The 21,783-nt window shown below is 72.3% G+C and carries 20 protein-coding genes; 9 read left to right on the forward strand and 11 right to left on the reverse strand.

What is annotated here, in order from left to right:
- The first annotated feature begins 45 nt into the window (after positions 1-45).
- The 4 genes from EDD29_RS22130 to EDD29_RS22145 all read left to right on the forward strand — a co-directional run bounded on the left by EDD29_RS22130 (position 46) and on the right by EDD29_RS22145 (position 4,667).
- A complete protein-coding gene (locus tag EDD29_RS22130) occupies positions 46-1,176 on the forward strand; it encodes a sensor histidine kinase (RefSeq protein WP_246052924.1) in 1,131 nt (376 codons plus the stop codon).
- A complete protein-coding gene (locus EDD29_RS22135) occupies positions 1,173-1,835 on the forward strand; it encodes a response regulator (protein WP_123666253.1) in 663 nt (220 codons plus the stop codon). The genes EDD29_RS22130 and EDD29_RS22135 overlap by 4 nt, the downstream gene beginning before the upstream one ends.
- 101 nt (positions 1,836-1,936) lie before the next feature.
- Positions 1,937-2,623 (forward strand): DUF2306 domain-containing protein, encoded by a 687-nt coding sequence (locus EDD29_RS22140; protein ID WP_123666254.1) that lies wholly within the window; start codon positions 1,937-1,939, stop codon positions 2,621-2,623.
- A 67-nt stretch (positions 2,624-2,690) separates the two neighbouring features.
- Entirely contained in the window at positions 2,691-4,667 is a 1,977-nt protein-coding gene (locus EDD29_RS22145) for a hypothetical protein (RefSeq protein ID WP_123666255.1), read from the forward strand.
- An 87-nt stretch (positions 4,668-4,754) separates the two neighbouring features.
- Here EDD29_RS22145 and EDD29_RS22150 read toward each other — a convergent pair whose 3' ends face one another.
- From EDD29_RS22150 to EDD29_RS22190, 9 genes are all read right to left on the reverse strand, one after another.
- Positions 4,755-5,033: a hypothetical protein gene (locus EDD29_RS22150; RefSeq protein ID WP_123666256.1), complete on the reverse strand. Its 279-nt coding sequence runs from the start codon at positions 5,031-5,033 to the stop codon at positions 4,755-4,757.
- Positions 5,034-5,335: 302 nt separating this feature from the next.
- Entirely contained in the window at positions 5,336-6,907 is a 1,572-nt protein-coding gene (locus tag EDD29_RS22155) for a GMC family oxidoreductase (RefSeq protein ID WP_123666257.1), read from the reverse strand.
- Complete coding sequence (locus EDD29_RS22160) at positions 6,900-8,390, reverse strand: aldehyde dehydrogenase (protein WP_123666258.1); 1,491 nt, start codon at positions 8,388-8,390, stop codon at positions 6,900-6,902. The genes EDD29_RS22155 and EDD29_RS22160 overlap by 8 nt, the downstream gene beginning before the upstream one ends.
- On the reverse strand, positions 8,387-9,790 hold the full coding sequence (locus tag EDD29_RS22165) for a purine-cytosine permease family protein (RefSeq protein ID WP_123666259.1): 1,404 nt from the start codon (positions 9,788-9,790) through the stop codon (positions 8,387-8,389). The genes EDD29_RS22160 and EDD29_RS22165 overlap by 4 nt, the downstream gene beginning before the upstream one ends.
- 197 nt (positions 9,791-9,987) lie before the next feature.
- Positions 9,988-10,935 carry a LysR family transcriptional regulator gene (locus tag EDD29_RS22170; RefSeq protein WP_123666260.1) on the reverse strand — a complete coding sequence of 316 codons (948 nt, stop codon included), beginning with the start codon at positions 10,933-10,935 and terminating at the stop codon, positions 9,988-9,990.
- 120 nt (positions 10,936-11,055) lie between these two features.
- Positions 11,056-12,192 (reverse strand): M20 family metallopeptidase, encoded by a 1,137-nt coding sequence (locus EDD29_RS22175; RefSeq protein ID WP_123666261.1) that lies wholly within the window; start codon positions 12,190-12,192, stop codon positions 11,056-11,058.
- Complete coding sequence (locus EDD29_RS22180; protein WP_123666262.1) at positions 12,192-12,860, reverse strand: DUF1028 domain-containing protein; 669 nt, start codon at positions 12,858-12,860, stop codon at positions 12,192-12,194. Before EDD29_RS22180 ends, EDD29_RS22175 begins: the two co-directional genes overlap by 1 nt.
- Complete coding sequence (locus EDD29_RS22185) at positions 12,857-13,297, reverse strand: RidA family protein (protein ID WP_246052926.1); 441 nt, start codon at positions 13,295-13,297, stop codon at positions 12,857-12,859. The genes EDD29_RS22180 and EDD29_RS22185 overlap by 4 nt, the downstream gene beginning before the upstream one ends.
- On the reverse strand, positions 13,294-14,586 hold the full coding sequence (locus tag EDD29_RS22190) for a flavin-containing monooxygenase (protein ID WP_123666263.1): 1,293 nt from the start codon (positions 14,584-14,586) through the stop codon (positions 13,294-13,296). The genes EDD29_RS22185 and EDD29_RS22190 overlap by 4 nt, the downstream gene beginning before the upstream one ends.
- A gap of 232 nt (positions 14,587-14,818) precedes the next feature.
- On the opposite strand from EDD29_RS22190, the gene EDD29_RS22195 reads away from it, so the two are divergent.
- The 5 genes from EDD29_RS22195 to EDD29_RS22215 all read left to right on the forward strand — a co-directional run bounded on the left by EDD29_RS22195 (position 14,819) and on the right by EDD29_RS22215 (position 20,166).
- Positions 14,819-16,024, forward strand: coding sequence for an NAD(P)/FAD-dependent oxidoreductase (locus tag EDD29_RS22195; RefSeq protein WP_123666264.1), 1,206 nt, complete (start codon positions 14,819-14,821; stop codon positions 16,022-16,024).
- A gap of 33 nt (positions 16,025-16,057) precedes the next feature.
- On the forward strand, positions 16,058-16,951 hold the full coding sequence (locus EDD29_RS22200; protein WP_123666265.1) for an RNA polymerase sigma-70 factor: 894 nt from the start codon (positions 16,058-16,060) through the stop codon (positions 16,949-16,951).
- Positions 16,952-16,978: 27 nt separating this feature from the next.
- The gene (locus tag EDD29_RS22205; RefSeq protein WP_123666266.1) at positions 16,979-17,815 is read left to right on the forward strand and encodes an NAD(P)H-binding protein; all 837 of its coding nucleotides are present in this window, start codon (positions 16,979-16,981) and stop codon (positions 17,813-17,815) included.
- A gap of 138 nt (positions 17,816-17,953) precedes the next feature.
- Complete coding sequence (locus EDD29_RS22210) at positions 17,954-18,568, forward strand: TetR/AcrR family transcriptional regulator (protein ID WP_123666267.1); 615 nt, start codon at positions 17,954-17,956, stop codon at positions 18,566-18,568.
- 122 nt (positions 18,569-18,690) lie between these two features.
- Positions 18,691-20,166: an APC family permease gene (locus EDD29_RS22215; protein ID WP_123666268.1), complete on the forward strand. Its 1,476-nt coding sequence runs from the start codon at positions 18,691-18,693 to the stop codon at positions 20,164-20,166.
- A 49-nt stretch (positions 20,167-20,215) separates the two neighbouring features.
- On the opposite strand, the gene EDD29_RS22220 is transcribed toward EDD29_RS22215, so the two are convergent.
- Positions 20,216-21,376 carry a radical SAM protein gene (locus EDD29_RS22220; RefSeq protein ID WP_170201509.1) on the reverse strand — a complete coding sequence of 387 codons (1,161 nt, stop codon included), beginning with the start codon at positions 21,374-21,376 and terminating at the stop codon, positions 20,216-20,218.
- Between the two features lie 2 nt (positions 21,377-21,378).
- Entirely contained in the window at positions 21,379-21,705 is a 327-nt protein-coding gene (locus tag EDD29_RS44960) for a hypothetical protein (RefSeq protein ID WP_148086049.1), read from the reverse strand.
- Between the last annotated feature and the right edge of the window lie 78 nt (positions 21,706-21,783).

Genomic DNA, 21,783 nt, shown 5'->3' on the forward strand with positions numbered 1-21,783 from the left:
CTTTCGGTCGAGTCGGTGGGGGCGGGGGGCTCGTACGATGGGGCGGTGGCCGTTCTTTTGCGTTCGGTGTGGGATGAGGCGCGCCCGGGGCTGGCGCCGGTGCGGGTGTGGCGGGATTGGTGGCTGGTGGGGTTGTCGGCGCCCATCGCGGTGATCGAGGGGGTGCTGCGGCCGGAGGTGCCGTGGCGGGTGTTCTCGGTGGTGCTGACCGTCGGGTTGGTGCCGACGCTGCTGTGGCGCAGGACCCGGCCCCTGGCGATGGTCGCGGTCGCGTTCGGGGCGTGCGGGCTCGCGGCGCTGCTGACGAGCGGGGAGCCACCGGGGCTGCACACGATGGTGTTCCTGGTGCTCCTGCCGTACGCGCTGTTCCGGTGGGGGTCGGGGCGCGAGGCCGCGATCGGCCTGGTGATCGTGTTCGGCAAGGTCCTCGTCACCGGTGAGGAGAGTGCCGGAGACCTCGTCGGCGCGCTCGCCGTCCTGTCCGCGGCGATGGCGCTCGGCGGGGCGCTGCGGTACCGGGCGCGGGCTCGGGCGCGCGAGTTCGACCAGGTCAAGATGCTGGAGCGGGAGGGGCTGGCCCGTGATCTGCACGACACCGTGGCCCACCATGTCTCGGCGATCGCGATCCGCGCCCAGGCGGGGCTGGCGATGGCCCCGGCAGACCCGGCGGCCGCGACGGACGCGCTCCGTGTGATCGAGAGCGAGGCCTCGCGCACCCTCGCCGAGATGCGCGCGATGGTCCGGGTGCTCCGGCGCGACCTTCCAGCCGAGCTGTCGCCGAGCCCGCGCGTCACCGATCTCGCACGGCTCGCCGACCCATCGCGGACGGGGCCCGCCGTGGAGGTGGAGATCTCCGGGGACGTGGACGAGCTGACCCCGTCGGTCGCGGCGGCCGTCTACCGCCTGGCGCAGGAGTCGGTCACCAACGCGCGGAGGCACGCCCGCCATGCCACCCGCGTCTCGGTCCGCGTCGCCGCCGATGACGCGCTGGTGCGGCTGCGGGTCAGCGACGACGGCGACACCGGACTGATCCGGCCGAGCACGTCGCCGGGGTACGGGCTCATCGGGATGATCGAACGCGCGCAGCTCCTCGGCGGGACGTGCACGGCAGGACCGGATCCCGAGCGGGGCTGGACCGTCACCGCGGTGCTGCCCAGGGCGGGATGGGCCAAGTGAGCCTGCGGGTGGTCCTCGCCGACGACCAGGAGATCGTGCGCACGGGGCTCCGGATGATCCTCGACGCCCAGCCCGGCATCGAGGTCGTCGGCGAGGCCGCGGACGGCGGGCGGGCCGTCGAGCTCGCCAGGCGGCTCCGTCCGAACGTGTGCCTGATCGACATCCGGATGCCCGGCATGGACGGCATCGAGGCCACCCGCGCCCTCGCCGGACCTGGCGTCGCCGATCCGCTCGCCGTCGTCGTCATCACCACGTTCGACCTCGACGAGTACGTGTACGCCGCGCTCAGGGCGGGCGCACGGGGTTTCCTGCTCAAGGACGCCGGTCCCGAGCTGCTCGCCCAGGCCCTCAGAGCCGCCGCGGCCGGCGACGCGCTCATCACCCCGAAGATCACCGCTCGGCTGCTGACGGCGTTCGCCAACACCGGGCCGCCGCCGGCGCCGCCCGTCGAGGAGCTCACCCACCGGGAGGAACAGGTCCTCGCCGCGGTGGCGCGCGGACGGACCAACAATGAGATAGCCGACGAGCTGTACATCACGCTCAGCACCGTCAAGACGCACCTCACCAACCTGATGGCCAAGCTCGGCGCCCGCAACCGGGTCGAGATCGCGATCTGGGCCTACGAGACCCACCGGGTCGGGCGCGGAAGGTCCCGCTGACCCATCGGCCGAAAGTACGACCGCCCCTCGGGCGATCGGCCGGTCCGGTTCAGGCTCTTCAGCCGATCCGCCGCGGCCCCCTCGGCGGCGACGATCGGGGCATGACCGAAATCAAGGGGGGACGGCCCCCGTCCACGCGAGCGGATCGGCTCGTACCCGCCGCGCTGATCCTGCTCATCGCGATCCCGGTGGTGGCCGGGATCGTCCGGCTGACGCAACTGGCCGTCGGCGTCGAGATCACTCCCTCGAACGCCCGGTTCTTCGCCTCCCCCGTGCCCGTGGTCGCGCACATCGTCGGCGTCATCGTCTACGGCGTGCTGGGCGCGTTCCAGTTCGCCCCCGGCTTCCGCCGCCGCAACCCCGCCTGGCACCGCAAGGCCGGCCGGGTCCTCATCGTCTGCGGCCTCGTCGTGGCGCTCTCCGCTCTCTGGATGACCCTCTTCTACCCCCGCCCGGACGATGTCGGCGACCTCCTGAGCGGCATCCGCCTCGTGGTCGGCTCCGCCATGGCCGCGTCGATCGTCCTCGGCTTCGCCGCGATCCGCCGCCGGGACTTCGCCCGGCACCGCGCCTGGATGATCCGCGCCTACGCCCTCGGCATGGGCGCGGGCACCCAGGCCCTCACCCAGCTCCCCTGGATCCTCACCGCCGGCCCGCCCGGCCGGCCGGACAAGGCCGTCCTGATGGCCGCCGCCTGGCTCATCAACGTCCTCGTCGCCGAATGGATCATCCGGACCGGGGAGAGGCCACGGCGGCTCCGGATCCCCGCCCGCGCTTCTGGGCCTTGACCGCGTCGTCGGCCGGGGGGATGGTGCGGACAGCACATGAAGGAGTCTCACGGTACGGAGGTGGCAGGTGTTCGGACGGGGCGCCGCTGTGCTCGTTCTCGTCGCGGCGAGCGTTCTGGTTCCGCCCGCGGCCGCCGCCGCGCCCGCAGGGGACCCGGCCGTCTGCGATCCGGTGGATCCGGCGGCCTGCCTCCTGCCGTTCCCGAACGACTGGTACACCGTGCCGGACGCGAGCACCGCGACCGGGCTGCGGGTGGACCTGGCCCGCTCCGCCACCCCCCGCAACCGGCTGGGCAAGCACGTGGACCCCACCGGGTGGAATCGCAACGACGGCTTCTCCCCCGGCTCGATGCTGCTCGCCCACGTACCGGGGCTGGACCTCGGCGCGACGGGCGCGGCCCCCGTCACCGACCTGGCGCGTTCGCTGCGCGACGACGCGCCGATCGCCGTCGTGGACACCGTCACGGGCGAGCGCTGGCCGTACTTCGCCGAACTGGACGCGAACGCCGCCGGCTCGCCCGACCGGCGGGCCCTCATCATCCGCCCGGCGCGCAACTTCCTGGAGGGCCACCGGTACGCGGTGGCCTTGCGCGGTCTGAAGGACTCCTCCGGAGCGACGATCGAGCCCACCGACGTCTTCCGGACGCTGCTCGGGCCGACGCTCCCGGACGGCGATCCCCTGTACGCGCGCCAGCGCGCGGCCAAGAGGGTCATCGGCGACCTGGGATGGCACGGCATCGGCACCGACGGGCTCTACCTGGCCTGGGACTTCACCATCGCCAGTGCGCGCGGCCTGTCCGAGCGGATGCTGCACATCAGGGACGACGCCTTCGCGAACCTGGGCGGCAGGAGCCCGGCGTTCCTCGTCACCGACGTCGTCGACAACCCCGAAACCGACCCGATCGCCCGCAGGGTGCGCGGCCAGATGGCCGTTCCCAGCTACCTGAACGTCTACGGCGGACCGCCCGGATCCCGTTTCCGGTACGGCCCGGACGGGCTCCCGTCACGGCTCCCCGGCAACGTCCAGGTCGCCGCGTTCCAATGCGAGATCCCCCGGAGCGCGCTCACGACGCCGGGGCAGGCCGCGCTGTACGGGCACGGGCTACTGGGCAGCGAGGAGGAGGTCGGCTCCGGCGCGGTCAAGGCGTTCGCCGCCGAGCACGGCGTCGTCTTCTGCGCCACCAAATGGGCGGGCATGTCGAAGGACGACATCGCGAACGCCGTCGTCTCCCTCGCCGACTTCAGCAACTTCCCGTCCATGGCCGACCGGATGCAGCAGGGCTTCCTCGACCAGCTCTGGCTGGGCCGCGCCATGACCACCGGGCTGCCGAAGCACCGAGCCTTCCAGAACGCCGACGGCACTCCCGTCATCGACGTCTCGCACGGCCTGGGCTACTACGGCAACAGCCAGGGCGGGATCATGGGCGGCGCGCTCACCGCCGTCTCCACCGACATCCGCCGTGCCGTGCTCGGCGTCCCCGGCATGAACTACAGCACGCTCCTCAACCGCAGCGTCGACTTCAGCCAGTACGCCGTCGTCATGAACCTCGCCTACCCCGACGCACTCGACCGGCAGCTCCTCCTCGCCCTGGCCCAGATGCTCTGGGACCGCGGCGAGACCGACGGCTACGCCCAGCACCTCACCACCGACCCGCTTCCGGGCACCCCCGACCACCGCGTCCTGCTGCACGTCGCCTTCGGCGACCACCAGGTCTCCCCCCTCACCGCCGACGTCCTGGCCCGCACGATCGGAGCCCGCGTCCACCAGCCCGCGGTAGCCCCCGGCCGCCACCCCGACACCATTCCGTACTGGGACGTTCCGCCCATCGACCGCTACCCGTACGACGGCTCGGCCCTGGTCGTCTGGGACAGCGGCACCCCCTACGGGCCGCTCACCAACACCCCGCCCACCGAGGGCCGGGATCCCCACTCCGACCCGCGCAGGTCTCCCGCCGCCCGCCTCCAGGCGGCGACCTTCCTCAAGACCGGCCAGATCGTCGACGTCTGCGACGCCGCACCCTGCACCGCCCCCGCCGGAGGCTGACCCCGTCCGCCCCGGAGAGGCCGGAGCGGAGCAGCGAGGGAGTGCGCAGCCCCTCCCCGAAGCGCAGAGCGCGTCCGGGAGCCGCACTCAGCCGTCGTCCTGGGTGCCCACTTCGGCGGCCGCCGCTGGGAGACCGCCCCGGGCGCATTCGACCTCACCTCCGACGGCCGCCTCACTCGCGACCATCACCGAACGGCACCGTTCGCTGCCAGACCTGGCGTCAGGGCCCGGTTCGCGGTGATCCTCGCACTTCGGTCCAGAGCCCCCGAAGACTGCCAGGGAGACGGTGACGGTGAGATGCTCCCCGCCAGCAAGCCAAGGCAGGCCGAAGGCGACGTCGCAGGCCGGGAATTCGACGATCTGCACCGCTCAGCAGGTACTCCTCCGTCCGACCGGGCGCGTCCTCGTTCCGGAACGGGGTCGGCGTTCGCGTCCGACGGTGGCGAGGAAGGAGCATGCGGTCGGGGCCGCGGAGCTCGTAGGGGCCGATCCGCTGTCCTCGTCGTCGGGTCAGGCGGTGTCCGAGGGCTCCGGAGAACCCGGCCAGGTAGGCCGACCCCCGAGAACGAACCGTGCTCGACGGCGCCCGTGTCGGCGTCTGTGGAAGCGACGGTCTGTCGGGTGGGCGGTGTCGGCCACCCGACAGACCAGGGCGGATCAGGTGGTCCTCAGTGGTCGGCGGCGATGAGGGCGGCGGCTCGTTCGGCCACGAGCATGACCGTTACCACCGGGTTGACCGAGGTGAGGGTGGGGAAGACGGAGGCGTCGGCGATGCGGAGGCCCTTGATGCCGTGGACTCGTAGGTCGGGCGCCACGACGGCCGCCGGGTCTCCGGACGGGCCGATACGGCAGGTGCCGGAGGGGTGGTAGACGGTCTGGTGGGTGGCGCGGGCGACCGCGGAGAGGTCCTCGTCGGAGGTGATCTCCGGGCCGGGGAAGACTTCGCGGCCGACCCAGGACTTCATGGGCTCGGCGGTGGCGATGCGGCGGGCCAGGCGGATGCCTGCGAGGAGCATCGCCTCGTCGTGGCCTTCCGGGTCGGTGAAGGAACGGAAGTCGATGGCCGGAGGGGCGTCGGGGTCGGAGGAGCGGATCCAGACGCGGCCCCGGCTGTGGGGGCGGGCGACGTTGGGGGCGATCGCCAACGTGGCGGCGGGCATGGAGGGGGCACCGGTCTCCGCCAGGTGGCGTTCGGCGTGGACCGCCCAGGGTTCCACGGGGAAGTGCATGAGGACGTCGGGGCGGCCGTCGCCCGGTCCCGGGTCGCCGGTCTCGTCGAGGCTGAGCATGGCGCCGGCGTCCCAGCCGCTGGCGCAGGTGGTCGGCGGGGTCCGCTCGGCCTCCCAGACGACCAGGCCTTCGACGTGGTCCTGAAGGTTCTCGCCCACGCCGGGGAGATCGTGGACCACGGGGACGCCCGCGGCGTGGAGCGTCCGGCGGGGGCCCACGCCCGAGAGCTGGAGCAGGCGCGGGGTGTCGATGGCGCCGGCGCACAGGATGACCTCGACCGCGGCGTGGAGGTCGTGCTCGGAGCCGTCGCCGGAGCGGACGCGGACTCCCACCGCGCGAGGCCCGTCGGGGCCGTGCTCGAACAGGACCCGCAGCGCGCGCAGCCCGGTCAGGATCTTCGGGCCGCCGCCCGACGCCTGCGCGGCGTGGACGTAGTGGATCGAGGTCGACGCCCGGAGGTTGGTCTCCGGGGTGTACCCGACCTCGAAGAAGCCCGTCCCGTTCGGGGAGGCGTCGATGCGGCCGTCGTTCCAGCGGTCCTGCACGGGCAGGCCCAGCGCGGTGGCGGCGCTCGCCACGACGTCGGCGACGTAGGGGTTGCGGTCCTCCTCGGCCACCGGCTGGATCGGGGTGCGCAACCGCTCGTAGAGGGGCAGGATCGTGTCCGGGTCCCAGCCCTCGGCGCCGAGCTGCACCCACTCCTCCAGGTCGCCGCGCGGCGGCAGCCAGGAGATCATCGTGTTGGCGGTGGAGCAGCCGCCCAGGATCCGCAGGCGGGCCAGGCGGATGTGGGAGTTGCCGCGCAGGTTCGGCTCGGTGCGGTAGTCGAGGTCGTACTCGCCTTCCAGCATCTCGGCCCAGCGGCGCAGGTCGCGGGCGCGGGGCTCGGCGGCGTCGGACGGGCCCCATTCGATCAGGGCGACGTCGCGGCCCTGTTCGGCGAGGCGGGTGGCCAGCAGGGAGCCCGCGGTGCCGCCGCCGACGACGAGGTGGTCGTAGGTGTCAGCCATGGTGGATCCAGGTGGTCTTGAGGCCGGTGAACTTGTCCAGGGCGTGCAGCGAGAGGTCGCGGCCGTAACCGGACCCGCGGAAGCCGCCAAAGGGGGTGGCGACGTCCAGGGCGTCGACGCAGTTCACCGAGACCGTGCCGGCGCGCAGGCGGCGGGCGACGGAATGGGCGCGGGTCAGGCCGTCGGTCCACAGGCCGGCCGCCAGGGCGTACGGGGTGCCGTTGGCGACGGCGACGGCCTCGTCGACCGTGTCCACGACGTGGACGGTCAGGACCGGGCCGAACACCTCGGTCTGCGCGATGCGGGCCGCCGGGTCGACGCCGAGGAGCACCTGGGGGCGGACATAGGTCGGCGCGGGCATGCCCGGCACCAGCCCTCCCCCGTGGACCTCCCGCGCCTCGGCGGCGCCGGTCTCCATCAGTGACAGGACGCGGGCCGCCTGGCGCTCGCTCACCACGGGGCCCATGCCGGTCGCCGGGTCGAGCGGGTCACCGACGGTGATCGCGTTCGCCCGCGCGACCACCTTCTCGATCAGCGCGTCCGCGACGCCGCGCTGCACGACGAGCCGGGACGTGGCCGAGCAGACCTGGCCGGTGTTGGTGAAGATCCCCGCCGCGACGCCGTCGGCCACGAGATCCAGATCGGCGACGTCGTCCAGCACGACGACCGCGCTCTTGCCTCCGGCCTCGGGCCAGACCTGCTTGAGGTTCGACTGTCCGGCGTACACCTGGAAGAGCCGGGCCGTCTCGGTGGATCCGGTGAAGGTCACCGCGTCCACGTCGTGGTGCCGACCGAGAGCCTGCCCGACCACCGGTCCCGCACCCGGCACGACCGAGAGGACGCCCTCCGGCAGCCCCGCCTCGGCGGCGAGTTCGGCCAGGCGGAGCGCCGAGAGCGGGGAGTCCTCGGACGGCTTGAGGATCACGCTGTTGCCCGCGGCGAGCGCCGGGGCGAGCTTCCAGATCGCCATCTCCAGCGGGTAGTTCCACGGCACGACCGCGGCGACGACGCCGAGCGGCTCCCGGGTCACGACCGCGAGATCGGCGGCCGACGTGGGCGCGACCTCGCCGTAGACCTTGTCCAGGGACTCGGCGTACCAGCGCAGGATCGCGGCCGAGCCGGGGGCGTCGATCGCGCGGGTGTCGACGATCCGTTTGCCCGCGTCGAGGCTGTCCAGGAGGGCGAGTTCGTCGAGGCCGTCCTCGATCCGCTGCGCGATCCGGTGCAGGCCCGCCGCCCGCTCGCGGGGCGAGGCGGTGGCCCAGCCTCCGGCGTCGAAGGCGCGCCGGGCCGTCGTGACGGCGGCGTCGACATCGTGTTCGTCGCACTCGGCCACCTCGGCGAGGACGGCCCCGGTGGCGGGGTTCACGGTCGCCCGGGTGGCCCCCGACCGGGACGCCACGGGCCCGTCGATCCACGCGGTGGTCGTCGGCGTGATCTCCCGCGCGAGCTCGATCCAGTCTTCTCGGTTCTTCTCGGTCATGCCGCCTCGACCCCCACGACACCGGAGACCGTCGCGGGACGCGCGGCCCGGCTCCAGAAGTAGTAGAGCGGGCTGATCACGGCCAGCCCCACGATCCACGAGACGTCGACGCCGTTGAGCGCCTCGGCCACCGGCCCGACGTACAGCGCGTTCGACAGGAACGGGATCTGCACGAGGATGCCGATGATGTAGCAGCCGATCGCCGGGACGTTGTAGGTGCCGTAGATGCCGCCGTCGGCGCGGAACAGGGCGGTGATGTCGTAGTCGCCGTGGCGGATGAGGTAGTAGTCCACCAGGTTCACGGCGGTCCAGGGCACCAGCGCGCAGAGCAGGAGCAGCATGAAGTTCACGAAGTTCGTGAGGAAGTCGCCCTTGCCGACCTGGGCGAGGCCGAGGCCGATCGCGAACAGGACGAGCGCGACGACGGTCCGGGAGCCGGACCGGGGTTCCCACTTGGGCCGCAGCGTCTGGCCGATGGTCAGCACCGACAGCGTCCCGCAGTAGAGGTTCATGGCGTTGGTCGTGCCGATGCCCACGACGAAGACCAGGAGCACGATCGCGCCCGCGCCTCCGGCGCCCTCGCGGACGGCGGTGACGGTGTCGAGGTCGGGGAAGGCGGCGCCGAGGACGGTGCCGAAGATCATCGGGATGATCGAGCCCAGGACGCAGCCCCAGTACGTCGCCCAGAAGGCGGCCCGCACGCCGGTGTCGCGCGGCATGTAGCGGGTGTAGTCCGAGACGTAGGGGGCGTAGGCGATCTGCCAGAGGGCGGCCAGGGAGACGGTGCCCATGAAGCCGGCCCAGCTGAAGCCGCCGGCCGACCAGGTGCCCGTCGGGACGTCGACGAAGACCAGGAGCATGACGAACGCCAGGACGAGCATGGCCCCGGCCACCACGGACATCACGCCGGCCATGGCGTGGATGGCCTTGTAGCCGAAGATCGCGCCCGCCGTGGAGATCGCCCCGATGACGACGATGCACAGGGTCTCGTTCAGCCCGGTCAGGTTCGCCAGACCCTGGCCGCCGAGCACCATGTTCGAGGCGAAGAAGGCCGTGTACATGGCGACGACGATGACCACGACGAGCAGCGAGCCCCGGGAGCCGAACTGGGCCCTGGTCTGGAGCATCTGCGGCACGCCCATCTGCGGGCCCTGCGCCGCGTGCAGCGCCATGACGACGCCGCCGACGAGGTTGCCGAGCACGAGCGCGGCGATGGCCCACGAGATCGACAGCCCGAAGACGAGGGTGGCCAGCAGGCCGGTCGCGATCGTCAGGAGCATGATGTTCGACCCGAACCAGATGGTGAACAGCTGGGACGCCCGGCCGTGCCGCTCGTTCAGCGGGATCTGCTCGATCGTCCGGATCTCCAGTGCCTCATCTTTGGGCGCCTGAGTGTTCATAGTTCTCCTCGTGCACGGTGACACCGTAAACACTCTGCCACCAGCGACAATCTGTCGAGCATGAGAAATTGGGCATCTACATCAGAAAAACAGATGCAGAAACATGTGAGTTACCTCCCACCGTCCAGGAAACACCGCGTTAACAGAACGAACGCCACGGGCCTCGTCCGTGGCGTTCCGATGACGGGCCATCCGCGTTAGCGATGACCTGCATCTGATTCTCGCAAGGACCTCCCGGAAAGCAGCTCGCCCACCTCCCGGCAGACCTGCCCGAAGGCCTCGGCCTTGCGCGTCGGCCTGGCCTGGCGCATCCGCACGGCGACGACGTCGAGGGCCGGAAGATCATCGGCCAGGGCCACGGCCACCACGGTCCCGCCCCCGTAGGTGTGGTCATGGGCCGGGCGCTGGTTCAGGACCGCGTACCCGAGGCCCGCCGCGACCATCGAGCGCACCGTCTCGTAGCCCGCGGTGCGGTGCCGTACCCGGGGCTCGACGCCGACCTCCCGGAAGAGCGAGTGGAAATAGCCGGAGGTATGGGGCAGATCCAGCATCACGACGGGATCATCGGCCAGCTCGGCGAGATGGATCCCGGTCCGGTTCGCCAGAAGGTGGCCGGGCGGCAGCAGCACGTACGGGGGCGCCGATCCCACCCGGACGGCCTGGAAGTCCTCATCAAGGTCATAGGAGTACATCAGGGCGATCTCGCACTGCCCGGAGCGGAGGCTCTGCTTGAGGACGGCATGCTCGGCCTCGAGCACCTCGACGCTCACCTCGGGGTGGTGCTCGGCGTACCTGGTGACGAGATGCGGCAGCCAGAACGGGGCGAGGGTGTCGAAACAGCCCACGACGAGGGTGCCGACCAGCTCCCGGCCCGCGTTCGCCGCGGTGTCCGCGAGTTCCTGGCTGTGCGCGAGAAACTCCCGGAGCTTGGCGTAGAAGGCCCGTCCTGCGGGCGTCAGCGCCAGGCCGCGGGCGTGGTGGCGCAGCAGCAGCTGGACGCCGAGCTCCTTCTCCAGCTGCGCGACGGCGGTCGAGACGGCGGACTGGGAGACGACGAGCTCGCGCGCCGCGGCCGTCATGCTGCCCAGCTCGGCCGCCGCGGCGAAGTAGCGCAGCTGCACCAGAGTGAACGAAGGAGCTTTCACGCTGCCAATCCTGCCCGCTCGAAGGCGATGCTCGGCACGCGGCCGCCCATGATCGGCGCCTTTGACGATCATGGGCGGTGGTCGGGGGCGGCCACGGTCGGCGTTCCGGGGCCGCTCCGGTCACGGGGCGGAGTCCGCGGCGACGTCCAGGGCCGTCCAGGCCAGGGCCGTCGCGGCGTCCAGGACGGCCTTCTCGGCGTCTCCGCCGACGCAGTGGGCGGCGAACTCCGGCTGGTGGTTCAGGGCGGGGAGCGAGGCGATGCCCACATACGGGTGGATCGCGGGGACCAGCTGGGAGACGTTCCCCATGTCGGTCGAGGCCCGGTTCATCCGGCGGGCCGGCGAGTCGCGGTCGAAGACGCGGCCCAGGCTCTCGGCGTTGCCGATGTAGGCGCGCAGCGCCCGGGCGTCGGTGCGGAACTCCGCGTAGGGCTTGCTCTCCGGGGCGATGTCGAGCTCGCAGCCGGTGGCCAGCGCCCCCGCCTGGAAGCACCGCCACACCCGCTCCTCGGTCGCGGCGAGCTGGTCGAGGCTCTCGGCGCGGACGTACCAGCGGCCCTCGGTGCGGGCCGGGATCGCGTTCGGGGCCTCGCCGCCCCGCGTCATGATGCCGTGGACGCGCACCGAGTGCGGGAGCTGCTGGCGCAGCAGGCCGAGCGCGACCTGGGCGACGGTGAACGCGTCGGCGGCGTTGACGCCCTGCTCGGGGTAGGCGGCCGCGTGCGCCGCCTTGCCCCGGTAGGTGACGTGGGAGTGCGACACCGCGAACGGCTCGGCCTCGGCCACGTCGACGGGGGCGGGGTGCGCCATCATCGCCAGGTCGAGCCCGGCGAACGCGCCGCGCTCCAGCAGTTCGATCTTGCCGCCGCCGCCCTCTTCCGCGGGCGTCCCGTAGACCTCGATCGTCAGTCCGGCGGCGTCGGCCAGCGGAGCGAGGGCGCGGGCCGCGCCGACCGTGATCGCGGAGATCAGGTTGTGGCCGCAGGCGTGCCCGAGGCCGGGCAGGGCGTCGTATTCGGCGCACAGGCCGAGCCGGAAGGGGCCGCTGCCGTACGTCGCGAGGAACGCGGTGTCCAGCCCGAGGTAGGCGGGGGTGACGGCGAAGCCCGCTTCGGCGAGCGCGTCGGCGACCCAGGCCGCCGACCTGTGCTCCTCCCACGCCGTCTCGGGGTTGGCGTGCAGCAGCTCGGACAGCTCGATCAGCCGACCGGCGTCCGCCGTGACGGTCCGGGCGGCGTGGCCCTTGGCGTCGATCATCACTCGTCTCCGGGGACGCCGTAGGACGGGGCGGCTTCCGGGTTCAGGCCGCGCGTCACGTAGTCGTCGCGCTGGGGCAGCCACACCTTGAGCAGCTCGCGCAGGTCCCCGATCGGGTCCTCGCTCCAGTCGACGCGCAGGTCGGTCTCCCGCCACGCGACCTCGCGGACGACCGCGAGACCGGCCGAGTGGATCGGGCCCGCCTCTCCCCCGGCCGCCAGGCCGGCGGTGAGGGCGGCCAGGAGCCTGTCCTCCAGCTCGCCGGAGGATCCCTCGAAGGCGGTGACGACCGCGTCGATCACCCCGGTCCCGGCGAGCATGTTGCCCGCGGCGACCACGCCGGAGCCCGTCCGGTGGTGGTGCACGCCGAGCGCCTTGGCACCGGAGAACGCCGCGGCCTCTCCGTTCAGGCCGAGGACGGTGAGCTGGCGGTGCTCGGTCAGGCGGTGCCGCCGGACGACCTCGTCCAGGGCCTCCTGCGCGCCGAGGCCGTTCTCCAGCGCGTCGAGGATCTCGGTGCCGAGGCGCGGGTCGGTCACGTTCTGCGAGGCGGCGCCGCCGACCCCGGCCCGCAGGTGGACGCAGCGTGCCGCGACGGCCGGGCTGGAGGAGGTGACGGCCATGCCGACGGCGCCGTCGCCATCGGTGGCCAGTACGGAGAACGTCACCGCGCGTCCTCCGGGATCACCGCGATGGCGTCGATCTCGACGAGCCATTCCGGCCGGGCGAGCGCGGACACCACGAGGCCGGTGGAGATCGGGTGGACGCCCTTGGTCCAGCGGCCGATCGTCCGGTAGACGGTCTCGCGGTAGCGCGGGTCCACGAGGTAGATCGTCAGCTTGACCAGGTGCTCCATCCGGGCGCCCGCCTCGCGCAGGAGCATGTCGATGTTGGCCATCGCCCGCTCCGTCTGGGCCCGCACGTCGCCGACGCCGACCGACTCGCTGGTGTCGAGGTCCTGCCCGATCTGGCCCCGCACGTACACGGTGTTCCCGGCGACGACGGCCTGGCACAGGTCGTTGTCGAGGTTCTGCTCGGGGTAGGTGTCGCGGGTGTTGAACGGGCGGATCCGGGTGTGTCCGCCGGCCACGATGGGGTCGTTCACTGTGCTGCCTCCAGCAGGGTCTCGGCCGGGCGGGCCGCGCCCGCGCTCTCGTCGTGGGCTCGGTATCCGCGCTGGATCCCGATGTGGTCGGCGACGTGCCTGGCGTCGTGCCAGACGCCCCAGATGAAGCTCGAACCGCGGCGGGACAGCCACGGCAGTCCGAGGAAGTAGACGCCCGGCTCGGTGGAGACGCCGCGCCGGTGCTTCGGCCTGCCGTTCTCGTCGAACGCGTCGACCTGGACCCAGCCGTAGTCGGTGGCGAAGCCGGTCGCCCAGATGATCGTGGTGACTCCGGCGGCGGCGAGGTCGAGCTCGCGGAGCGGGTCGGTCACGCACTCCGGGTCCGGCCCGAGCACGCGGGCCTCGGGCTCCTCGGGGAGGTCGAGGCCGTTGCGGGTGACGTAGGCGTCGGCCTCGTCGAGCAGGGCCATGAGGTTGGCGTCGCCGTTCGCGACGTTGCGGGCGAGGTCCTGCGCGAAGCCGACGACGCCGTCGGCGAAGGAGTCGGTCCGGCCCACCAGGTGGACGCCGAGGGAGGCCAGGTCGCGGAAGTCGACGGTGTGCCCGCCGCGCGCCCCGCTCACCGCGATGGTGACGTGTTCCGCGCCCTGCGGCGGGGTCTCGGCGTCCCACATGCCGAGCACGCCGAGCCACCAGCAGAAGTCGCGCCCGCGGTAGCTGCGCGGGGGCCGGTCGTGCGGGCCGACGGAGAGGTAGACCTGCCGGCCGGACCGCTGGATCTCCTCGGCGATCTGCACGCCGGACGAGCCGGAGCCGACCACGAGGACCGCGCCCTCGGGCAGTCGGTCCGGGTTGCGGTAGGAGCTGGAGTGGATCTGGTGGGGCACCGCGCCGTCGGGGACGATCGGCGGGATCACCGGCTTCTGGAACGGTCCGGTGGCGGCGACGACGAAGCGCGCCTCGATCGGGCCGTGCGAGGTCTCCACCCGGAAGCCGGGCCTGCCCTCGTTCCTGCGCACCGAGGTCACCTCGACGCCGCACTCGATCGGCGCGTTGATCTTCTGCGCGTACGCGGCGAAGTACTCGGCGACCTGCTCCTTGGACGCGAAGCCCGAAGGGTCGAGGCCGGGGAACTCCATGCCGGGGAAACGGTCGTGCCAGGCCGGTCCGTTCGCCACGAGGGAGTCCCACCGCTCCGAGCGCCAGCGCTCGGCGATGCGGCTCCGCTCCAGCACCAGGTGCGGCACCCCGTGCTCTGACAGGTGCTCGCTCATCGCGACACCGGCCTGTCCCGCCCCGACGACGAGGACTTCGACTTCCCGACTCACCTTTCGACCTCCACTCCGTGCGGCCCGCCACCCCGTTCTCGATCCGGCGGCCCGCACGCAGATCCTCGTTCCACGGCCTGCATTCTGTCCAACAGATGTTGTTGGAGTCGGTCATCTGATTCGTTGATGACGCCGTCGTCGGCCTGGGCGAAGGTGATCTGGCTCACAACCTGTCACAGGGGGCGGGCGGGCGGTGTCCTGTGCCCGAACACCCGAGAACGAAGGAGACATCATGAGCCAGCGCATCGAGGTCGTCGTGGTCGGTGGCGGATACGCCGGGGTCATGGCGGCGAACCGGCTGACCCGGCACGCGGGCGTGACCGTGACGATGATCAACCCGCGGCCGGTGTTCGTCGAGCGGATTCGGCTGCACCAGCTGGCCGGCGGCACCGACGACGCGATCGCCGGTTTCCGCGACGTCCTGGCCGAAGGGGTCCGGCTGATGGTCGAGACCGTCGACCGGATCGACGCCGGGGACCGCGTCGTCCACCTGGCGTCGGGCGGCACGGTCGGCTACGACCACCTGGTCTACGCCGTCGGCAGCCGCGCCGCCGCCCCCGCGGTGCCCGGGGCCGCCGAGTTCGCCCACCCGATCGCCGGGCTGGAGGAGGCCGAGCGGCTCCGCGCGGCCCTCGACGCCGCGCCCGCCGGGGCCGCGGTGACCGTCGTCGGAGGCGGGCCGACCGGCATCGAGACCGCCGCGGAACTCGCCGAGACGGGCCGCGCGGTGACCCTGGTGTGCGGCAAGGTGCTCGGTCCGTACCTGCACGCGAGGGGGCGGCGCTCGGTCGCCCGGCGGATGGCGAAGCTCGGCGTGCGCGTCCTGGAGGGGCCCGGCGCGAAGGCGGTCGCCGTGACCGCCGACAGCGTACGGCTCGCCGACGGCCGCACCCTGCCGAGCGAGGTCACCATCTGGACCGCCGGGTTCGCCGTGCCCGACCTCGCGGCGCGCAGCGGGCTGCGCACCGACGCCGAAGGCCGCCTGCGCACCGACGAGACCCTGACGAGCCTGGACGACCCGCGCATCGTCGCGGCCGGAGACTCGGCCGCGCCGTCGGACCTGCCGCTGCGGATGAGCTGCCAGGCCGCGATCCCCCTGGGCGCCCGCGCCGCCGACACGATCCTCAGCAGGATCGAGGGCGAGACCCCCGAGACCCTCAACCAGGTGTTCGCCGGGCAGTGCATCAGCCTCGGCCGCCGCGCCGGGATCTTCCAGTTCGCCCGAAAGCACGACGTCGCGGTGGGGTTCCACATCGGCGGACGGCCCGGCGCGAAGCTCAAGGAGTTCATCTGCAAGGGCATCATCGAGCACCTCGCGGGCGAGGCGCACGAGCCCGGCTCGTACAAGCTGCACCGCGTCTCGGGCGGCGACCACCGCGACCGGCTGCTGGCGACCCTGCCCGACGCGGCGCCCGCCGTGGCCGAGCACGCACGCTAGGCGGACGGAAGGCACTCGGAGGAAGATCCAGACATGGCAGAAGAAACGGACCCGGCGACCGAGGCGTTCGTCGCCCATCGGAACCTCCTGTTCACCGTCGCCTACGAGATGCTCGGCTCGGCCGCCGACGCCGAGGACGTCCTGCAGGAGACCTGGCTGCGCTGGGCCGACGTGGACCTCGCGCACGTGGAGGAGCCGCGCGCCTATCTCGTCCGGGTGACGACGCGCCAGGCCCTCAACCGGCTGCGGTCGGTGCAGCGCCGCAGGGAGGCCTATGTGGGGCCGTGGCTGCCCGAACCGCTGCTCACCACCCCGGACGTGGCCGAGGACGTCGAACTCGCCGAGAGCGTGTCGATGGCGCTGATGCTCGTCCTGGAGACCCTCGCGCCGGTCGAGCGCGCGGTGTTCGTGCTGCGCGAGGTCTTCGACGTCGGCTACGACGAGATCGCGGAGGCGGTCGGCAAGACGCCGGCGGCGGTCCGCCAGATCGCGCACCGCGCCCGCAAGCACGTCGACGCCCGCCGCCCCCGCATGACGGTGTCGGCCCGCGAGACCCGGGCGGTCGTCGCCTCGTTCCAGCAGGCCCTCGAATCCCGGGACCCGCAGCGCCTCCTCGACGTCCTCGCGCCCGACGTCGTCCTGGTCAGCGACGGCGGCGGCGTGAAGCGGGCGGCGCTGCGCCCCGTCGTCGGGGCCGCGAAGGTCTCCCGCTTCGCCTTCATCGGCTCAGTCGGCTTCGCGACCTCGATCACCTGCGAGCCCGCCGTCATCAACGGCGCCCCGGCACTGCTGATCCTGCTGGACGGCGAAGTCGACGGCGTCATGGCGATGCGCCTCGAAGGGGGCCGCATCGCGGGCCTCTACTACGTCCGCAACCCCGAGAAGCTCTCCCGCCTGACCTCCTCCACCCCCCTCACCCTCCACTGACCGACGGTCCGAGACGAAGGAACGACGATGATCCTGATCACCGGTGCGAACGGCGTCGTGGGGCGCCGCACGATCGATCTCCTGCTGCGGGAGGGCGCGGCCGTCACGGCCGCCACCCGCGGCGGAACTCCGCTCCCCGACGGCGTCACCGCCGCCACCGGCGACCTGTTCGAGCCGCGATGGATCGAGGCGGCTCTGAAGGGCGCGCGGGCGCTGCAGATCAGCCCGCGCGCCACCGGCCCCGGCCTCGGCGACCTGCTCGAGATCGCCGCCGGGCAGGGCGTGCGGCGCGTCGTGCTGCTCTCGGCGACCACCGTGGCGCACCCGGCGGGGGAAGCCCGCTTCGCCGACGGGTTCCGGCGCGCCGAGGAGCTGGTCACCGCGTCCGGCCTGGACTGGACGGTGCTGCGCCTCGCCGACTTCGCCGCGAACTCCCTGGCCTGGGCGCCCCAGCTCAAGGCGGGCGACATCGTGCGCGGCGCCTACGGCGAGGCGGCCACCTCCCCCCTTCACGAGACCGACATCGCCGAGGTCGCCGCCGCGGCCCTCCAGGGCCGCCTCGCCTCCGGCGCCGTGCACACCCTGACCGGCCCGGTGTCCCTCGACCAGCACGAGAAGGTCCGGCTGCTCGGCGACGCCCTCGGCCGGCGGCTCTCCTTCCAGGAACTCCCGCCCGAGCAGGTGCGCCAGGGCATGCTCGCCCAAGGGCTGCCCGAGGAGGTCCCCGCCCGCCTGCTCGGCTCCCTGGCCGACTACGCCCGCGACCCGGGTCCCACGACCGACACCGTCGCACGCCTCCTGGGCCGCCCCGCCCTCACCTTCGCCGCCTGGGCGCGGGACAACGCCGTGGCGTTCGCCCCCTGAACAGCGCCGGCCATCGCCGCGACGTCCTCCGCACCCGCAGCCTCCTTGAACGAGTAGTCAAAGAAGGGAGTGCGACTCGCCGATGGCCGGGCGGGGGGCGCGTTGCCCCGCCTGCGCACGGTGCCAGAGAATTCGGGGATGAGCAGAGCGGGCAGGCCGAAGAACCAGACGGCGCGGCGCGAGGCGCTGGTGACGGCGGCAGGGCGAGCGATCGCCGAGCGGGGGCTGGAGGGCCTGCGGATCAAGGACATCGCGGCCGAGGCGGGCATGTCGGCGGGGTCGGTCCTGTACTACTACCCCGAGCTCGACGACCTGGTGCTCGAGGTGCACCGGGGCGCGGTGGAGGACTTCCTGACGGCCCGGCAGAAGGCGACCGACGCGGAGTCGGCCGAACCGGTGCGCCGCCTGCGGGCGCTGATCGACAGCGGGCTGCCGGCCGGGCCGGAGGACACCCTGCACGGGCTGCTGTACGAGCTGCACCGCCGCGCCGACCGCAGCCCGGGACACGCCACCCTCATGGAGTCCCTGTTCGCGCGGGAGGTCGGCCTGTACGCGCTGGTCCTGGAGGTCGGCGCCGCGACAGGCGCCTTCACCCTCGTCGGACCGGCCGGGGATCTCGCGCGGAACATGGTGGCCCTGGAGGACGGCCACGGCCTGCACATCGTCAGCCGCAACGCCGGCCTCAGGCCGGAGGAGGCACGGCGCCTCATCCTCGCGCACGCCCGGCTCGTCACCGGGTGCGCGGACCTGTGACCCGGGCCCGAGAGGGCCGATTCTTCGATGAAAGGTTCAGATTTACGCGTCTGTAACAACCAACTGTTGACAGGGGTGATTCTCCGTAGTTTGAATCTCGGGTCAAAGAATCGGAGACCCCCATGACCGCATCACCTCAAGACCGCACCCGGCCGGACCAGGCAAGATCAGAGGCTTCGGAGCAGGCCGTCGGCCTGCCCAAGACCCTGCGGCGGCTCGACATCGTCGCCCTGGCCGTCGCCGCCGTCATCTCCCTGGACACGCTCGGCGTGATCTCCGTCAACGGGGGCGAGGCGTTCACGTGGACCGCCGTCCTCGCCGTGGTCTTCCTCGTCCCCTACGCGCTGATCTTCGCCGAACTCGGCTCGGCGTTCCCGCAGGAGGGCGGCCCCTACGTCTGGGTCAAGCTCGCCTTCGGCAAGCTCGCCGCGTCCGTCACGACCCTGTTCTACTGGGTCACCAACCCCGTGTGGATCGGCGGCTCGCTGGTCTTCCTGGCCGCCGACACCTGGGACGGGTTCGTCTTCCACCTCGGCAGCGGCACCGTCGCCGACTACGTCTTCAAGCTCGGGTTCGTCTGGCTGACCATCCTCACCGCGATCGTCAGTCTCCGCACCGGCAAGTGGATCACCATCGCGGGCGCGGTCGCGAAGATCGCCGTGGTCGTGGTCTTCGTCGGCACCGCCCTGGCCTACGGGGCGCAGCACGGATTCGCCGGACTCGAGGACGCCCGCTTCACGCCCACGATCGGCGGGTTCCTGGCGGTCGTGCCCATCCTGCTGTTCGCCTACGTCGGCTTCGAGGCGCCCAACGGCGCGGGCGAGGAGATGCGCGACCCGCAGCGCGACGTCCCGGGCGCCGTCGGCAGGTCCGCCGGCATCGCCGTCCTGTGCTACCTGCTGCCCGTCTTCGCCATCATCGCGGTCACCCCCGCCGAGGAGGTCACCGGGCTCGGCGGCTTCTTCGACGCGGTGCAGACGGTCTTCTCCCTGTACGGAGGGGCCGCCGACGGGCTCCTCACCGTCACCGCGGTCGTGTTCGTGTTCGCCCTGCTCAACCAGGGCAGCGCCTGGATGATCGTCTCCGACCGGATGCAGGCCATGGCCGCCGCCGACGGGGGCTTCTTCAGCCGGAGGCTCGGCGCGTTCCACCCGCGCCTGGGCACGCCGGTCCGGGTCAACATCCTGTCCGGCGTCACCGCGACCGTCTTCCTCCTCGCGGCCATGCAGCTCGTCGACGGCACCAGCGCCTCGGTCTTCGGCGTCGTCCTGACCGTCGCGATCACCACCCTTCTCATGTCCTACCTGGTGATCATCCCGGCCGCCGCCCGGCTCCGCCGCACCCATCCCGACACGCCCCGCCCGTACCGCGCCCCCGCCATGACCGCCTGCTGCGCCGTCGTCCTCGCCTGGATCGCCCTGGGCAGCTGGGTCGCCCTCTTCCCCGGCACCCTGGAATCCCTCTTCGGCGAGTCCTACGACTTCGCCGACAGCTGGGGCGTCTCCCGCCTGACCTTCGAGTCCTTCACCCTGGGCACCGTCGCCCTGCTCCTGGTCCTCGGCCTTCTCGGCCACTTCACCGGCACCCGCCGCCGCTGACCCGCCGCCCCGGCCGGCGCCCGCGCGATCCCGGCACGGGCGCCGCCGGTCAGGGGACGCCGATGAGGGTGTCGGTCATCTGCAGCAGACGGGCGGTGTCGTAGCCGGCCGAGACGAGTCTGCGCTGAATGTGGGTGAGGAGAGGGTGGGCGGTGAAGCAGCGGGTGTCGGGCTCGGGGCGATGGCGGGCTTCGAAGACCGGCCAGCCCGAGCAGGGGCCCGCGAACTCGCAGCCGGCGCAGTGCAGTGCGCGCGCCTCGCCGTCGCGGTCGAGGGAGCGCCGGTAGGCGGGGGACGCCAGGATCTCGGGCAGCGACTGGAGGGCGACGCCACCGAGTGCCAGACCGGCATCGTAGCCGTCGACGACGCGGTAGAGGCCGCCGTCGAGATCGACGACGAAGACGCCGTCGCCGTCCCGCGCCCGGTCGTAGAGGCGGGGCCGGAAACCCGCGAGATGCCTGACGGCGACCGAGAGCAGTTCGGTGAACGGGTCCACGGGATGCACCGCGCCGTCGTCGAACCAGAGGTCGAAGGCCGCGCACAGCGCCGAGACGAGGGCGGCGCGGTCGAGGTCGAAGGCCGCGGAATCGCGGGTGGCGGGCCCGTCGAACAGCGGGAGTATCCGCCAGGCGAGGCCCTGCCGCTTGACCCACGCGTACAGCGCGGCCACGTGCGGGGCGGTGTGCGCGGCCAGCACGGTGATCATCCCGAAGGGGACGCGGGCCTCGGCGAGGCGGGCCATGTTGGCGACCACGCGGTCCTCGGTCTCCCGGCCGCCCGCCGAGACCCGGACGCCCGGCACCGCGTCGAACGAGACGCCCACGCTGATCCGGTGCCGGCGCAGCAGCGTGAGGTGCGCGTCGGAGAGCCGGAACAGGTTGGTCTGGAGGCCGAGCCGGTACTCGTCCGAACCTCCGAACCGGTCGGTGAAGCTCGCGCAGAGCCACTCCAGCTCGGCGAGGGGAAGGGACAGGGGTTCGCCGCCGTGGAGGACGACCGAGGTTCGCGGGGTCCGGCCCGAGTCGCGGACCAGTTCGTGCTGGCTCGCGACGGCGTCGAGCAGCCGGAGGAAGGTACTCCGGGACATCCGGGCGCGGTCGGCCAGGTCGTCCCATTCGTAGCAGTAGGCGCAGCGAAGGTTGCAGAACTTGGAGGTCTTCACCACCCAGGTCGTCGACCAGTCGGCGCGCGCGGCCAAAGACGGGCTCACGTTCAGCCCTGGCGGCCCGGGATCTCGATGTCGACGGGAATTGCCGGATCGAATTCGACGGGCTCGATCACGTCCTCCCACTCGGTGTGCGGACGGTGGTCGATGTACTGGACCCAGGTGGGCCCGCTCTCCTGAACAAAAGCCGCAATTCCCCCCGGGGAGTTTATTTCAACCCGCAGGGTGTTGTTCTGGACGTGCAGGATATTGGTGGCGTCGCCCAGCCCGAGCGCATCGCGGATGGCCTCGGGACTGCCGCCGGAGGCGATCGCCTTCTGGACGGCACTGCGCAGTATTTTGGAGACGACCGAATCAGGATTCTCTTCTGGCATGGCTCCAAAGTACGCTTTGACACATCCGGCCCGCAAGGAAACAACTTTCCGCCGATGCCCATTTCGTCGGGGCATTGA

Source organism: Actinocorallia herbida (assembly GCF_003751225.1).
Taxonomy (GTDB): Bacteria; Actinomycetota; Actinomycetes; order Streptosporangiales; family Streptosporangiaceae; genus Actinocorallia; species Actinocorallia herbida.

Coding starts and splice junctions, on each gene's coding strand:
- EDD29_RS22140 (WP_123666254.1), top strand. CDS start 1,937: ATGACCGAAATCAAGGGGGGACGGCCCCCGTCCACGCGAGCGGATCGG.
- EDD29_RS22155 (WP_123666257.1), bottom strand. CDS start 6,907: ATGGCTGACACCTACGACCACCTCGTCGTCGGCGGCGGCACCGCGGGC.
- EDD29_RS22160 (WP_123666258.1), bottom strand. CDS start 8,390: ATGACCGAGAAGAACCGAGAAGACTGGATCGAGCTCGCGCGGGAGATC.
- EDD29_RS22165 (WP_123666259.1), bottom strand. CDS start 9,790: ATGAACACTCAGGCGCCCAAAGATGAGGCACTGGAGATCCGGACGATC.
- EDD29_RS22175 (WP_123666261.1), bottom strand. CDS start 12,192: ATGATCGACGCCAAGGGCCACGCCGCCCGGACCGTCACGGCGGACGCC.
- EDD29_RS22195 (WP_123666264.1), top strand. CDS start 14,819: ATGAGCCAGCGCATCGAGGTCGTCGTGGTCGGTGGCGGATACGCCGGG.
- EDD29_RS22200 (WP_123666265.1), top strand. CDS start 16,058: ATGGCAGAAGAAACGGACCCGGCGACCGAGGCGTTCGTCGCCCATCGG.
- EDD29_RS22205 (WP_123666266.1), top strand. CDS start 16,979: ATGATCCTGATCACCGGTGCGAACGGCGTCGTGGGGCGCCGCACGATC.
- EDD29_RS22210 (WP_123666267.1), top strand. CDS start 17,954: ATGAGCAGAGCGGGCAGGCCGAAGAACCAGACGGCGCGGCGCGAGGCG.
- EDD29_RS22215 (WP_123666268.1), top strand. CDS start 18,691: ATGACCGCATCACCTCAAGACCGCACCCGGCCGGACCAGGCAAGATCA.
- EDD29_RS44960 (WP_148086049.1), bottom strand. CDS start 21,705: ATGCCAGAAGAGAATCCTGATTCGGTCGTCTCCAAAATACTGCGCAGT.